The sequence below is a fragment of the Shewanella piezotolerans WP3 genome, assembly GCF_000014885.1.
GTDB classification, from domain to species: domain Bacteria; phylum Pseudomonadota; class Gammaproteobacteria; order Enterobacterales; family Shewanellaceae; genus Shewanella; species Shewanella piezotolerans.
Genome location: NC_011566.1, coordinates 4,530,185 through 4,545,084 on the forward strand (window position 1 = coordinate 4,530,185; position 14,900 = coordinate 4,545,084).

13 protein-coding genes are annotated in these 14,900 nt (G+C 43.6%); 9 read left to right on the forward strand and 4 right to left on the reverse strand.

Annotated elements, in window-relative coordinates; translation table 11 throughout:
- Positions 1-124: 124 nt before the first annotated feature.
- Entirely contained in the window at positions 125-694 is a 570-nt protein-coding gene (gene ahpC / locus SWP_RS19290) for an alkyl hydroperoxide reductase subunit C (RefSeq protein ID WP_020914310.1), read from the reverse strand.
- A 1,110-nt stretch (positions 695-1,804) separates the two neighbouring features.
- Positions 1,805-2,548: a spermidine synthase gene (locus SWP_RS19295; protein WP_020914312.1), complete on the reverse strand. Its 744-nt coding sequence runs from the start codon at positions 2,546-2,548 to the stop codon at positions 1,805-1,807.
- A gap of 306 nt (positions 2,549-2,854) precedes the next feature.
- Between SWP_RS19295 and SWP_RS19300 the strand changes: the two genes are divergently transcribed.
- Entirely contained in the window at positions 2,855-3,379 is a 525-nt protein-coding gene (locus tag SWP_RS19300) for a DUF3332 domain-containing protein (protein WP_020914314.1), read from the forward strand.
- A gap of 74 nt (positions 3,380-3,453) precedes the next feature.
- Here the strand turns inward: SWP_RS19300 and SWP_RS19305 are convergent, their stop codons facing one another.
- Both SWP_RS19305 and SWP_RS19310 read right to left on the reverse strand, forming a co-directional pair.
- Complete coding sequence (locus SWP_RS19305; RefSeq protein WP_020914315.1) at positions 3,454-4,191, reverse strand: dienelactone hydrolase family protein; 738 nt, start codon at positions 4,189-4,191, stop codon at positions 3,454-3,456.
- A 190-nt stretch (positions 4,192-4,381) separates the two neighbouring features.
- Positions 4,382-5,371 (reverse strand): 2-hydroxyacid dehydrogenase, encoded by a 990-nt coding sequence (locus tag SWP_RS19310; RefSeq protein ID WP_020914316.1) that lies wholly within the window; start codon positions 5,369-5,371, stop codon positions 4,382-4,384.
- A gap of 184 nt (positions 5,372-5,555) precedes the next feature.
- Between SWP_RS19310 and SWP_RS19315 the strand changes: the two genes are divergently transcribed.
- The 8 genes from SWP_RS19315 (at position 5,556) to SWP_RS19350 (ending at position 14,837) form a co-directional block, all read left to right on the forward strand.
- A complete protein-coding gene (locus tag SWP_RS19315; RefSeq protein ID WP_044556108.1) occupies positions 5,556-5,966 on the forward strand; it encodes a hypothetical protein in 411 nt (136 codons plus the stop codon).
- Entirely contained in the window at positions 5,941-6,480 is a 540-nt protein-coding gene (locus tag SWP_RS19320; protein ID WP_044556109.1) for a class I SAM-dependent methyltransferase, read from the forward strand. The genes SWP_RS19315 and SWP_RS19320 overlap by 26 nt, the downstream gene beginning before the upstream one ends.
- Positions 6,481-6,508: 28 nt before the next feature.
- Positions 6,509-6,799, forward strand: coding sequence for a hypothetical protein (locus SWP_RS19325; RefSeq protein WP_044556540.1), 291 nt, complete (start codon positions 6,509-6,511; stop codon positions 6,797-6,799).
- Positions 6,800-7,076: 277 nt separating this feature from the next.
- Positions 7,077-7,703 carry a DUF1326 domain-containing protein gene (locus SWP_RS19330; RefSeq protein ID WP_020914320.1) on the forward strand — a complete coding sequence of 209 codons (627 nt, stop codon included), beginning with the start codon at positions 7,077-7,079 and terminating at the stop codon, positions 7,701-7,703.
- On the forward strand, positions 7,654-8,445 hold the full coding sequence (locus SWP_RS19335; RefSeq protein ID WP_228371166.1) for a DUF2182 domain-containing protein: 792 nt from the start codon (positions 7,654-7,656) through the stop codon (positions 8,443-8,445). The genes SWP_RS19330 and SWP_RS19335 overlap by 50 nt, the downstream gene beginning before the upstream one ends.
- Before the next feature lie 661 nt (positions 8,446-9,106).
- Positions 9,107-9,784 carry a bifunctional tRNA pseudouridine(32) synthase/23S rRNA pseudouridine(746) synthase RluA gene (rluA, locus tag SWP_RS19340; RefSeq protein WP_020914322.1) on the forward strand — a complete coding sequence of 226 codons (678 nt, stop codon included), beginning with the start codon at positions 9,107-9,109 and terminating at the stop codon, positions 9,782-9,784.
- An 88-nt stretch (positions 9,785-9,872) separates the two neighbouring features.
- Entirely contained in the window at positions 9,873-10,334 is a 462-nt protein-coding gene (gene asnC / locus SWP_RS19345) for a transcriptional regulator AsnC (protein WP_020914323.1), read from the forward strand.
- A 561-nt stretch (positions 10,335-10,895) separates the two neighbouring features.
- Entirely contained in the window at positions 10,896-14,837 is a 3,942-nt protein-coding gene (locus SWP_RS19350; RefSeq protein WP_020914324.1) for a rhombosortase-dependent M36 family metallopeptidase, read from the forward strand.
- Positions 14,838-14,900: the final 63 nt, after the last annotated feature.

Below are 14,900 nucleotides of genomic sequence, written 5' to 3' on the forward strand. Positions count from 1 at the left end.
GGGGGGTCAGCTTAGACTGCAGGGGCGCTAAGCTGAACAATGGAGATGTAACTCGATGATGAATATCGAGTGTGATAACAAGAGATGGGGCTTGTTAGCACACTATCATCCATTTGCTCTTGAGTTAGATCTTACCCACTAGGTCAATTGATGGAGCAAGTGTTGCTTCACCTGGCTGCCATGCAGCAGGACATACTTCACCGTCGTGAGTCGCTACATATTGAGCCGCTTGAATTTTACGAACAAGTTCAGATGCGCTACGACCAATACCTAGGTCATGTACTTCAGCAACTTTGATTTCACCTTCTGGGTTGATAACGAAAGTGCCGCGAAGCGCTAAGCCATCTTCTTCAATCATCACGCCAAAGTTACGAGTGATTGCGCCAGTTGGGTCACCAATCATTGGGTACTGGATTTTGTTGATGGTATCAGAGCTTGCATGCCATGCTTTGTGAGTAAAGTGAGTGTCAGTAGATACTGAGTAAACTTCAACGCCCATAGATTGTAGCTTCTCGTAATGATCAGCCATGTCACCTAGCTCTGTTGGACAAACAAACGTGAAATCCGCTGGGTAGAAGAAAACAACTGACCACTTACCAAGTAGGTCTTGCTCTGTTACTGGGTGGAAATCACCGTTATGAAAAGCGGTTGCAGAGAAAGGCTTGATAGTCGAGTTGATGATTGATTGATGCATGTTAAGCTCCGTTTTAAATATTCAAAAATTAAAAAATAAGATGATGAGTCTTTATAATTCAACAAACTAGGGTGAGTGATGATGAGTCTCTTAAGCCAGTTCGTTTCCGATGTGAGAATAATAGAGCAGTACAAAAAAATAAGATAACGGACAAAATCTATTATCTTAATCTGTTTTTCCGAATGGAGAGTGAAATGAACGCGATGCGATTAACTGAGCGTTAATCTGCGGCCACCAAAACAGTGAGTAGTAAGTAGCAGAGATACTATAGCAATGAACAACGTTCGCTCACTTGCACCGCAATGTTGAAAACCTGGATTGTTTAGATAATTAGCGCCAAGCTATATTAAGTCTGCGGCACACCCGTAATGAGTACTATGTTTTGCCCGCTCAATCATTGTTTGATTAAATGCGCTGGCGTACTCAATTACCAAAAGTACTAGTTCAGCGTGATTTATACAGGAACTACTGGACGCACTGGCGCAACAGAGCTGGCGACATTAATAAAGTAGACTGAACCACTTGTATACTCACTATTATACCAATTGCATTAAAAGTTTGACCATGCAGCGGGAATTCAAAACGCTGTAGGCAAGTAGTGGAATTTGAGCTACTAGTTATTCTCGGCTCTGGCATCCTGCTTCGCTCTCGATAATTGCTCCTGCATTATTCTACCTTCGACCATCCTTGGCCTCGTACCTCCTAAATCTGACCGCCAAGGAGGGCCGGAATGTCTTATTTTGTATGGAACAAAATAGACTATTTAGTCGTATATCCAAATCCCATAGCGAAGCATACAGCGTTTGCCAATTTGTTTAACCTCAGCCGCACTACGTGAGCCCCTCCGCCTTTCCACTTCTGCTTTGCATTGACTTAAATGGGAATAACCATTTCTTTACCGATGCGCTTTAAATTGAAAAGACTGAGGGCTCTGAACTGGCCAAATACTTAATGCAATTGGTATTAGCATCACGAATGGCATTTTCAATGCGGTAATTATCACCAACCTGTTCAAATAAACAATCATCAGCATTAGTAATAGTTGAAAATAGAAAGGTTAATATTAGCAATACCCTCACCGCTATCTTTCTCATGGTTAAAAGACCAGCATCACTCCCAAATATCAAAGCGATTTAGCGATCGGCCCAACTGAAAATCGAGCTTCTGCGACAGCGCTTGCGCTTGCTGCTTTAATCCGTTGGCACTGATCTCTCGTTTTGCCTTGCCAGCAATTACCACCCAGTTTGCGCTACCGGTTAAACAGGCTCTAACTTCAACAAAATGCAGCTCAAGGTAGGCTAATAGTTCTCGGTTCTTGCTGTGTTCTTTCCAGCAATTCAACACCAAATAACCATCTGCTTTTATTAGCGCTGCACATTGAGCGATAAATGCTTCTGATACCTGCGCCGCATCAACGCCTTCGGCGCTGTAGATATCGGTAAAAACAATATCAACGCGTTTATGATCGCCTGCCGCTAGAAACTGAGTCGCATCTTGGTTAACCAGCTTAAGTTTCTTGCTAAGGGGTAACTGAAAATAGCGTTTGGCAATTTCAATCACATCAGCTCTAAGCTCGACGGCGGTCAACTTAATGCCAGCATCGAAATGACGCAGAGCATGGATAAGTCCGCCTCCACCTAACCCCAGTACAATCGCGCTTTTAGGTTGGCTATAGAGTAGTACCAATAACATCGCTTGCACATAAGTGTGCTGCGGAATATGCGGCGCTGCTTTGAGCAATTTACTTTGTTCATCATGTTCAGCAAAGGCTAAAATTCTGCTCTCTTTATCGTCTAGAACAATAAGAGGGCCATATTCATCTTCGGTTTGATGCAATACTTGGTAATCAGACATGGGCTCTCCAGTAATCGGAGCGCTATTATGCGTTAAATTAAAGCACAATTGAACGCTTTGTAACTTGTCTCAGTTTGACGCTGAGCAGCACTCGCTTTTTGTACTCCTGCGCAACAGACTGCTTACCAACAACGCCAATCCCCACCAACAGAGATACAACTAGACGCACTCACCTACAAAGCCCACAAGACAACAACTTACTCAGCAAAATAACAACATAAAAATGAGCACACGATCGCAATTTAATTTGTACTAATACATACAATCAGCCCCCTGCTAACTGAGTTGAATAATTAAAATCTAACTATGAAAAAGAAAATATCTGCACTGGTTTTATCGGGATTGCTGACGAGTCAATTGACAGGCTGCATGGGGCAAATGGGATTAAGTGCTATGGTCACTAAGGGAAACTTGAGTGCAGTAGATAACCGTTATGGCCGTGCAGGTCTATTTGCACTGATGAGCCCTGTTTATGGGATAGCTGCAACGGCCGATCTATTTATTGTCAACAGCATTGAGTTCTGGACGGGTACCAATCCGGTAACCGGAAAGTCGCCTGCAGTGGTTGATATGCCAGTGGAAGCTATTTTTAAGGTAAACCAGCATTTAGACGATGACTTAACTAAAGCGCCGCTCACCGATGTAAAGCTAACCCAAGCGACCCTTGAAGCAAAAGATAAAAACACCTTATTGATGCTGCTAACTTATGAAGATGGTAGCCAACAACTGATGTCAGGTATGAAGCAAGATAAGCATGTCGACTTTTATTTAGATGACAGCTTTATCGCACGAGTAGATTTAGATGAACTGCTAAATTACCAGCAGGGCTAATGACAGCTGCTTAAGTCGAAAGATACAAAAGGGTGAATTGAGTTCGCCCTTTCTCCGCTAAAACACCCAAAAAACTATTTCAAAGTTCGCTGAAAAAATGCCACTGCTTTTAGATACATTTGCAGCGCAATAGCAGCGTCATATCGTTCACCTTCATCACGCATAAAGGCGTGCTGAGCATTAACTTCATGCCAACTAAAGTTGCGCTCTGTTGCTTCAAGCTTAGCGTAAATAAGCTTACGCCCTTCGCTGGAGACATGCGGATCTTGCTTACCAAACACCATCACCAACTCACCAGATATATCGCCAGTACGCGACAGTGAATCATTATCTTTTTCACAAGGTAGCGTATTGGAGTGAATATCGGTTGGATATAAACAGAAAGCCGCTAAAATATCTGGGTTTAGTGCGGCGCGGTATGCCAGATGCCCACCAATACAAACTCCCATACTGCCAATTTGACTCGTACAAAAACTCAGGCTTCGAGCAAAATCGACTAAGGCTTCGGTGTCACTATCGTGATGTTCTAATGGCTTAGCAAACTTGTCGGCATTACCTTTATCTTTACCGTTATCATCATAAGCCAGCACAGTACCAACAGGATTCAACTCATGAAACACTTCCGGTACCAGTACCACAAATCCATGCCCCGCAAGGATTGCTGCGGCGCGAGCAATAGGAGCGGTTTGCTGAAAAATTTCAGAATAAAAGATGATCGTTGCAAACTGACCATCACAATCCGGGCGATAAAGATAGGTACGCATCGTACCTGTGGCAGTTGAAATATCATGGGTTTCTTGGGTGATGACCATCGGCTTTCTTTCCTTAGAGTCAGTCGTAGACGCTGATTAGTTAAACCTAGCAAGATATTACATCAAGTAAATAGCATGTTTCAGTTAAATATCAGGCTCTAGCCTAAAACAGTCAGCTATTTTTAGCCACAAAAAAGCAGCTACAACTTTAACCGTCGTACCTGCTATTCCATATCAATCATCCATAACCCTAGAAAAGCTCGTTAGGACACGTTTCTCCAGCTAATAATTGCTGTACATTAGTGAGTGTCGTTGCCGCAATCGCTCCCAGCGCTTCTTCTGTTAAAAAAGCTTGATGGCCAGTGAAGATAACATTGTGACAGGCAGATAAACGTCTAAACACATCGTCTTGAATGATTTCACTCGATTTATCTTCAAAAAACAGCTCTTTCTCATTCTCGTAAACATCAAGCCCTAGTGAACCTAGGTGGCCTGTCTTAAGTGCTTCCATCGCATCTTGCGCGTTTAACAAACCACCGCGGCTGGTATTGATCACCATCACGCCAGGCTTCATCTTAGCGAAACTCTTTTCACTCAACAGGTGATGGTTATCGGCGGTTAATGGGCAGTGCAGACTGATCACGTCACAAACAGGGTACATATCTTCAAGAGAGACATATTCAACGCCTAAATCGGTCACGGCCTGACTTGGATACGGATCATGCGCAATGACCTTGCAGCCAAAGCCTTGCAACACTTTAATCGTTGCCAAGCCTATTTTCCCCGTTCCTATGACACCGACAGTGCGACCATGCATATTAAAACCCACCAAGCCCTCAAGAGAGAAGTTTGCATCACGGGTGCGTTGATATGCTTTGTGGATCTTACGATTCAAAGTCAACATCAAAGCCACGGTGTGTTCAGCAACTGACTCTGGCGAATAGGCCGGAACATTCACTACTTTCATGCCTAACCGCTCTGCTGCTTCCAGGCCGACATTATTAAAGCCTGCACAGCGCATGGCGATAATCTTAGTGCCACCTTTTGCCAGCTCCACTAACACCTCTTCACAAAGAGAGTCGTTTACAAACGCACAGATGACTTCAAAGCCAGCTGCAAGCTTTACCGTTTGCATGCATAGACGGTAATCAAAGTATTCAATATCAGCACCGAATGCGCTATTGGTGCGATCAAAATGCTGCATATCGTAATGCTTAGCGCTAAAAAAACCGATTTTCATTGCAGAACCTTATCCAAAATAAGTAGATAATATGGGAAGTAAGTTTATGTGATATTCATAAGTTTGTCTTGCACCCTGTAATTGCGTTCTCAAGATAGATAAGCAAGCTGTGATCAATCTCCGCTTACCTTTACAACAATTACTGATAAGCTTTACCCAAATTAATAGGAATATTCATTTCACTATGGCTAGAAAAGAGCTCAGCGAAAAGCAATTTTGGATCCAACGTTTCTCGAAGACAAGCTTGCGCGCTATACATATCCTCGGGATCACAGGCGCTGGCGGCGGCATTCTAATGCATGTCCCTAAAGAGCAATGGCAGATCTACTGGATCATGGCCATGAGTACAGGCGCAGCAATGATGCTCTGGGAAGTTGTCAGGGATTGGCGTTGGTTGATCCAACTAAAAGGCGTACTGACTCTGGTAAAATTAGGCTTACTCTGCTTATTTATCCCATTAGCAACTTATAAACCAGAACTGCTAATCACAGTAGTATTACTGTCGGTGGTCGTCTCTCATGGGCCTGCAGGTTTGAGGCACTTTTCAATTGTACACGGACGCAGAATTGATGGTAGAAAAGAAGTTAAAGGCTAAAACTGCGGCGCTTATCAGTGAGTTTACTGCGCTAACTGAACATCTCACACCGAGCACTAATGTGCTCGATTTAGCCTGCGGCACTGGCCACAATGGCAAATGGTTTTTAGAACACGGCTGCCAAGTAACTTTCCTTGATCGTGACTTAAGCAAGCTTGAGCTTCAGCATGTCAGCGACAAGGCTAAGCTGCTTGAGTGGGATTTAGAAACAAACAACTCACCAACACTCTCCGCTAATAGCTATGATGTGGTTGTAGTATTTAATTACCTACATCGACCACTCTTCTCGCAAATAATTGATGCGATTAAACCAGGTGGACTCATTATTTATGAGACTTTTACCCACCAGCAAGCCAGTATAGGCAGGCCACGTAATCCTAATTTTTTGCTCACTGATGCCGAGCTAAAAGCTTTATTTGCTAACTGGCGCTGCCTACATTACTCTGAAGGTCTGCTTGGTGAATCAAGTAACGCAAGTTATAAAGCTCAAATCATTGCTCAAAAACCATTATAAAAACGGCTAAAGGATTAATCGCATAATGATGTTTCCATACCCTGAACATTACCGCGTTGCAGCGCCGCCAATCATCACCGGTGCTATGGTTGTATGGTCACTGATCAGTCGCTTAGTGTTTGGCGATGCCAGCAGCCTCAGCCTTTACCCCTTGTTAGCACTATTTCCGTTAGTTGTACTACTGCATATAATCCTCATTTGGGATGCCAGAAGTATGGGCCGACTAGATCAGTCTTTCTACGCACTGGTGCATTGCTCTTTGGCCTTTGTGGTATGGACTTTTTGTATTATGCACGTCAATGGTAGCGGCTTCTCTTAACTCCTCTTTTATATACGCTAGGAATATAGCCGCCGAAAAGTAATCCGCAAAACTTCCTAGAGCCATAGCTAAATCACCATTTAGTGGGTGGCTTCCCATTAATAGATCCAATTAGTCTATAGACGACTCAGCTTGTTGAATAGCGTAGATACTTGAATCCTATTGAAAGTTAGACCAGCCAATACCTACCTGCTGCCTATAGCGCGAGTCCTCCCAAAACATAAAGCTTTAGCTGGACTATACTCAATCGAATATTGATCATCTAAGGTGAAGTACTATGTCGGATATTAAAGATTGGGCATTATCAATGCACCAAATTGAAAACTGCAGTTGTAGCCACGGTTGTGGTTGCCAATTTGGCGGCTTTCCCGATAGCGAAAATGGTGGCTGTGAAGCAGTCCTAGGTTTTTTGATCATCGATGGCCATTATGGCGATTTGGATTTATCTGGCTTAAAAATGGTATTTGCCGCCATGTGGCCTCAAGCAATGCATGAAGGCAATGGAAAAGGTGTTTTATTCATCGACTCGGCGGCCAGTAGCGAGCAAATAACCGCACTAGCGACCATCATGTCGGGACAAGCTAACGGCATGCCACTGGAAGCATTGGCGACCACTTTTAGCGCATTCGAAGGCCCGATTATTCGCGATATCAAAATGGATGCATCGGATACCCATTCATGGTTCTCTATTGAGGGCATAACAGAGGCGTATCAACGTCCGCTCAAAAACCCTGTCACAGGTGAAGACCAAAATGTACATATTACCTTTCCTGATGGCGGTTTTATGTGGAATGACGGCATCATTGGCACAACGGATAAGATGTCGATGAATTATGGCGCCGTAACCTTTGAGCATGTCGGTCGCTTTGCAGCTAAAGCCGTTGTTAACTGGAACAACGCTTAACTTGTTAACGCAATGGTTATCGCCCTACGGCCTACGCCGTAGCCTAGTGGCACTCACATTACTACTAGTGACAGCACTGAGTTGGTACTACATGCTGTTTGCCATGAGCATGAATATGGACCCAGTGCAGCAGTGGCAACTGCACGATATAGCGATGCTTTTTGTGATGTGGGCAATCATGATGGCAGGCATGATGCTGCCATCAGCCGCCCCAGTTATTTTATTAGTTGAAAAACTCAATCAACAACGCAAACAACGCCACAGCAGCTATGCCCCCAGTTTGTACTTTATGCTGGGTTACCTGATAGCTTGGAGCTTTTACAGCGCAATCATTACCTTAGTTCAATATGGACTACATCATTTATCACTACTTAATAGCATGATGATCAGTGCTAATGACACGTTTACCGCAGCACTGCTTTTTATCGCTGGAATATATCAGTTCACCCCTTTGAAACAAGCCTGCTTAAGTCAGTGCCGCTCGCCCATTGGCTTTATAAGTAGCCAATGGCGAGAGGGAATTGATGGCGCGATCTGGATGGGTTTTAAACATGGGCAATACTGCCTAGGCTGCTGCTGGTTTTTAATGGCACTGTTGTTTGCCACGGGAGTGATGAACCTAAAATGGATACTGCTACTCACTTTACTGGTCATGCTCGAGAAATTGCTGCCCTTTGGTAAAATCTCCAGCCGAGTCATTGGAGTGATCCTGATATCCAGCGCCTTCTACTATCTGATTTAGCCTGACTCTTGATGAGTCCACAGAAAATAGCCAAGCGCGACCCTTTGGGTTCGTTTCAATGCTTTTAGCTTGTTATACCAATTGCATTAAAAGTTTGACCATTCAGCGGGAATTCAAAACGCTGTAGGAAAGTAGTGGGATTTGAGCTAATAGTTATTCTATATCCAAATCCCATAGCGAATCATACAGCGTTTGCCAATTTGTTTAACCTCAGCCGCACTACGTGAGTTCCTCAGTCTTTCCACTTCTGCTTTGCATTGGCTTAAAAGGGAACAACCATTTCTTTACCAATGCGCTTTGAATTGAAAAGACTGAGGGGCTCTGAACTGGTCAAATAATTAATGCAATTGGTATTACAATAGCGTGGGTTACAAGCTTTCACTTAGCTCGCTAAGCATCATCGCGAAAGCCTCGGCCTAACATTATTGAACTCGAATAAAAACCACACTTGAAACGCTAACAGCACTAGCTTCTCTCCCCCGATCTTAGCTTAGATAATGAGTTCACCACTTCATAATGGTGTGAAAAACTCAACCTGATAGTGCTATTGCTCCAGCTGCATCAATAAATGTTTCGATAGTTTGCCCAATAGGGATAATCTACTTGCATCAAGAACGGCCAAAGAGGTATCTTTGCGGCGCATTTTAAATAAGGTTTTATCATGACTGATTTTGTATACTCGCCGCCGACTACGCCTTGGCTCGATATTTTGCACCAAGACCAAGATATTATGGTGCTCAATAAGCCTTCAGGCCTGTTGTCTGTTCCTGGGCGAGATCCAGCTCATAATGATAGTACCTATAGCCGTGTGTTAGCCCAGTATCCTGAGGCAAAGATAGTGCATCGCCTCGACATGGCAACCTCAGGGGTTATTGTGGTCGCGCTTCTGCGTAGCGCTGAGTCTGAGCTGAAAAGGCAGTTTAGAGATAGAGAAACTGCGAAGACTTACTACGCCCGCGTTGCCGGTCATGTCAAAGCCGATAGTGGCACAGTAAACCTGCCACTAATCTGTGACTGGCCTAATCGACCAAAGCAAAAAGTCGATCATCAAATAGGTAAAGCCTCACAAACTCATTATGATGTGGTTAGTCGTGCCAAGCGCTCAACCTTAGTCAAGCTGACGCCAATCACCGGACGCTCTCACCAATTACGCGTGCATATGATGGCATTAGGGCACCCGATTTTGGGTGATAATTTTTACGCCGATCCATTAGCCAAGCGTTTAGCGTCACGGCTGCTGCTGCATGCCCAGTCATTAACAATTACCCACCCTTATACTAAAGAGCCGATGACCTTCAGCTGTGAAGCCCCATTCATGCAAGCTGAGGGCGAGCAGTAATTTATAAAAAATAGGCGTAATGACTAGATTATCCATACAAAAATACGTAGATTACCAAGCACTCCCTTAGCTAATTTACGTATTTATTATGGAACCTTCATTTCAAAGAGATTCACTCGATAATCAAATTCTTTCAGCACTGATGCAAGAGGCACGTACACCTTTCGCTGAGCTAGCAAAACGCTTTGGTGTCAGCGCTGGCACGATTCATGTGCGGGTAGAGAAAATGAAGCAAGCGGGAATTATTACTGGCGCCCAAATCACCGTCAATCCAAAAGCACTGGGTTACGATGTTTGCTGTTTTATCGGCATCAATCTTAAAAGTGCAGGCGATTACCCCGCAGCCCTGTCTAAACTAAATGCACTTGAAGAGGTGGTAGAGGCCTATTACACCACAGGTAATTACAGCGTGTTTGTCAAAGTGATGTGCCAATCAATAGACGGTCTCCAGCATGTACTGATTAACCGCATTCAGTCGATTGATGAGATCCAATCAACGGAAACACTTATCAGTCTACAAAACCCAATTGTAAGAGCGGTTAAGCCTTAATGCCTGCAGACTAAATTACCACGTATATCAATATGCGTGGTAGCAATAATGCTCCTAAATCATCGAGTTGAAGTAAACGAATGCATTGACTCGCGAGCAAACTCCAACGTTAACAAAAGATCTATTTATGAACATTCAAATTAGGCAGTACTTTCTATTAGATTTATATAAAATATCGAAATAAAGCAGAAAAATAGCGGCAATAACTATCCAACTGTAAAGCCAATGTTCCATTCTTCCATTACCAGCCCAGATTATCAGTTGCCACTTTATTGAATAGCAAACAACACAAATATACTTATTACTCGTTCAACCCCTGCTATAGCTAGCTTTCTGTTAGCCAACCCATAATCATGGTTCAAAAATCAGCCAAATGTATCAATAAAAGCACTAACTGCGACTTTTTTTAACACATTTGTTATCAAAATAAGTCTTTTGTGTTACAAAGCTGACGGCAGCCTGTGGATACAACAGCGCAACCATAACAAAAAACCAACATATAAAAATAACCAAAACCCACGTAGGTCTTGGAGTTACAACAAAATTGACAAGGAAATCGTTGTGAAAACTAAACTATCAATAGCCATTTCGGCTGCGCTTATTTCATCGGCTACCTATGCGGTTGCAGCTTCTGCAAGCAATGCAACTATTAGCCAAATACCTCAAACTGTCGCACATCAGTCGCAAGTGACAACATCAAGCATCAGCGGTATGCGCGATCAATATGATGCAAAATCAGGTGAGGCAACCTTTCAGTGGGCTAAAAAAGGCCAGCAAGCACCCGCATTAGGCGCTCTAGAGCAAAAGTACAAAGCTGCAACGGCTGCAGACTATTACCTAAATAAAGTTACTGGAATTTCATCTGCTAACAAAGGTGCTGCAAAAGCTGTATTAACCAGCATGCATGATAATGGTCGCGGGGCTTCAGTTGCTAAATACAGCCAAGAGATTAATGGTGTTGAAGTATTTAATCATGAAGTAAACATCATGATGGACCGTGAATTCAACCTTGTCGCCAGTTCTGGTAAATTTGCTAACGTTTCTCACTCAAGCAACAGTATTACCGGTATTCAGCACAACTTTGGCGAAGCTTCTACGGCCATTAACACTGCATTCTCGGACATGGGCGGCAATTTAGTCACTCTAACAGCGGTAGATTCTGGCTCTAAAAAGTATCAGTCATTTTTAAGCTCAAATGCATCAGGTTCCAAACAAATAGTAGGAAAACCGAGAGCTAAAAAAGTTTACTTCGATAAGAAAGGTGACCTCGTCCCAGCGCATTATGTAGAGCTAGAAGTTGCAGATTCTGAAAGTGTTGATTCTGAATTCTACAGTTTCATTATCGATGCCAATACAGAGGAAGTACTGTTCAAGCACAACTTAACTTCTGAAGATTCAGCTTTTAACTACCGTGTATATGCAGATGAAACGGGTGTACCTTGGGACAGCCCACACGGCAATGTTATTCCAGCGGCAAGCGCAGAACAAATTGATGCCACTGCATACCTTGATGCACCAATGGTGACAATGACCCATGGTCCTATCAGCACTAAAGATGCTTGGCTTGCAGCTGATGCCACTACCACTTCAGGTAATAACGTTAATGCTTATGTGGATGCTATTGCACCAGATGGATTCTCTAATGGTGACTTTGCTGCTGAAGTGACTGGTGCTAACACGTTCGACTATAAATACAACACAGAAGAAGCTGAAAGCTCTGTCAATAACCGTAAAGCAGCAATCGTTAACCTTTTCTATATTAACAACTACTTACATGATACTTTCTACGATCATGGCTTTGATGAAGCATCAGGTAATGCACAAGCACTAAACTTTGACCGTGGTGGTGTTGAGGGCGATCCAATACGTGCAGAAGTGCAAGATAACTCAGGCTTTAATAATGCCAATATGAGCACACCTGCAGATGGTGCATCGCCACGTATGCAAATGTACCTTTGGGATAGCAAAGATGCCGTTGTTGGTGAACATTACGGTGTAACAGTAACCTCTGATGACTCTGTAGGCTTACTTCTCTCATCGCAGCGAGCTAGCTTTGGACAAGGTCAATTTGACCTTTCAGGCTCTATTGTTCGTGTCGACGATGGGGCCATTTTAACTGATGACGGTGAAGGCGGAACAATTGACGGCACTGTTAAAGATGGTTGTGAAGCAACCACCAACGGAGTCGAGATAGCAGGCAATATAGCACTAATTGATCGCGGCGCTTGTGCGTTTACCCAGAAAGTTAAGCACGCGCAGGATGCCGGTGCAATCGCGGTATTAATTGCTAATAATTCTGGTACAACTGAACCCGCTCCAATGGGTGGCAGTGATGATACAGTGACAATCCCAAGCATGGGATTATCACTCAATGATGCTAAAGCTATCGATGCTTTACTTGATGGTGGTGAAGACGTCACTGTGTCGATGTTTAACCAAAAGCCTTACAAGGCAAGTTCTTGGGATAATGCAATTGTTGCCCATGAATGGGGACATTACATCTCTAACCGTTTAGTAGGCAACGCTTCAGGTCTATATAACCAGCAAGGTCGCTCAATGGGTGAAGGTTGGGGTGACTTCCACGCACTATTGTTAGTTTCTGAAGCAGACGATGCAATGCTTGAAGGCAACGAAATGTTCCAGAAAGCCTACGCTGCAGTATCTTACGTAGGGTCTTTCTACACAGGTATTCGTAACTACCCGTATAGTACTGATATGAAAGTTAACCCACTCACCTTTGCCAATGTTGAATTAGGCAATGGTACTGGTCCAGATCAGTACGGTAACGCAGAAGTACATGATGCAGGTGAGCCGTGGGCAGCAATGCTTTGGGATAGCTATGTAGCCCTTATCAATGATGAGCGCCATTCTTTTGCTGAAGCGCGTAGCTTGATGATGGACTATCTCGTTGCTGGTTATAAGATGACTCCAGTCGCTCCAACCTATACTGAAGCTCGTGATGCAATTCTTGCTGCAGCCTATGCAAACGATGTTGCGGACTACGAATTAATCATGGCAGCGTTTGCGCGTCGTGGTATGGGTTTTGGAGCAGTATCGCCAGAACGTATGGACAGAAAGCACACGGGAGTTGTTGAATCGTACGAAGCAACTCTGGCAAAATTCATTGTTGCTGATCATGACATCGATGCCGATTACGAAGGTATGACTGTAGGTTACTGTTCAAAAGATGGCATCGTCGATAAAGGTGAAACGGCTACCATCTCATTTACAGTCGCCAACAAAGGTAGCGAAGTATTTGAAACTATCGATGCTGTTGTTAAAGTCACCAGTGATCATAAAGTCACTTTAGCGAATGAAGGTAAAATTAGTTTCTCTAACGTACTTCCATTTAATGATGCGACTAGTACTCCGATTGAATTTACTTTAGACGAAGCAGGCACTGCCGACGAAGTGACTTTCGAGTTATCTTTCCCTGATCTCGATGAAGATATCAAACCTGCTGACTATATCCTACACACAGCTGTAAACATGGATTTTGCAAGTAAAGATATCGAAAACAGTATGTCTACCAGTGATATGGAAGATTACTCAGGCCTAGTCGACTTCAAAGAAGTAGTGCTAAGCGGTGGAGAGCTAGCAGCAGGCACTTCATCACTTGATTCACGCTATACGAACTTCTTCCCTGTTGGCGAGCAGTACATGTACATTAGAAACAACGGCTTTACATCTGATGTAGCCTTTGAGACTAAGCCATTTACTGTTGGATATGGCGGCGATTTCAGTGTGAGCTGGTTCCAATTCTATCAAATCGAAACAGAGTATGATGGTGGTGTTGTTGAAATACGTGTCAATGGCGGCGAGTGGGAAGATGTAACAGATATGGGTGGTGTATTTGGTGGCACAGGTTACTCTGCTGAGCTTGAAAACCTGTTACCGGGTAGAAAAGCATTTACTGGCAATTTACCTATTCCAGGAGAGACTGAATCACTTAACTTTGGCACGGCACTGAATGGCAATGAAGTTCAATTCCGTTTCCGCATTGTAACTGACAGCAATACCAACTCATTTGGTTGGATTGTCGATAACGTTACATTCAGCAATATCACTTCTAATGTGTTCCATACACAAATCGCTGGTGATACCAATGCTTGTGACAATCGCTTACCTAACGTCTCAATAAGCGCAAGCGCTTCAAGCGTTAATGAAGGTGATTCTGTTACGCTATCGTCAGTCACTGTTGATGCGAATGCAGCTGATAGCCATACATATAGCTGGGTACAAACAGCTGGCACAGCAGCAACATTAACGGGAGCAGATACTCACGAAGCGACCTTTACTGCGCCAACAGTCGCTAGCAGTGAAACTTTGGAGTTCAGCCTAACAGTGAATGATGGTACAGACGATGTCGTATCTGAAATCAAAGTTTACGTTAAAGATGTTCCAGAAGTTGCCAAGCCGGCATCGAACTCTTCAAGCGGTGGCTCAATGGGCTGGATAGCATTGATGCTACTACCGTTTGCAGCGTTCCGTCGCCGCAAATAAGCCTGGTATAGCTGATAACAAAAAGCCATAACAAAAGTTATGGCTTTTTTATTTCACTTCATT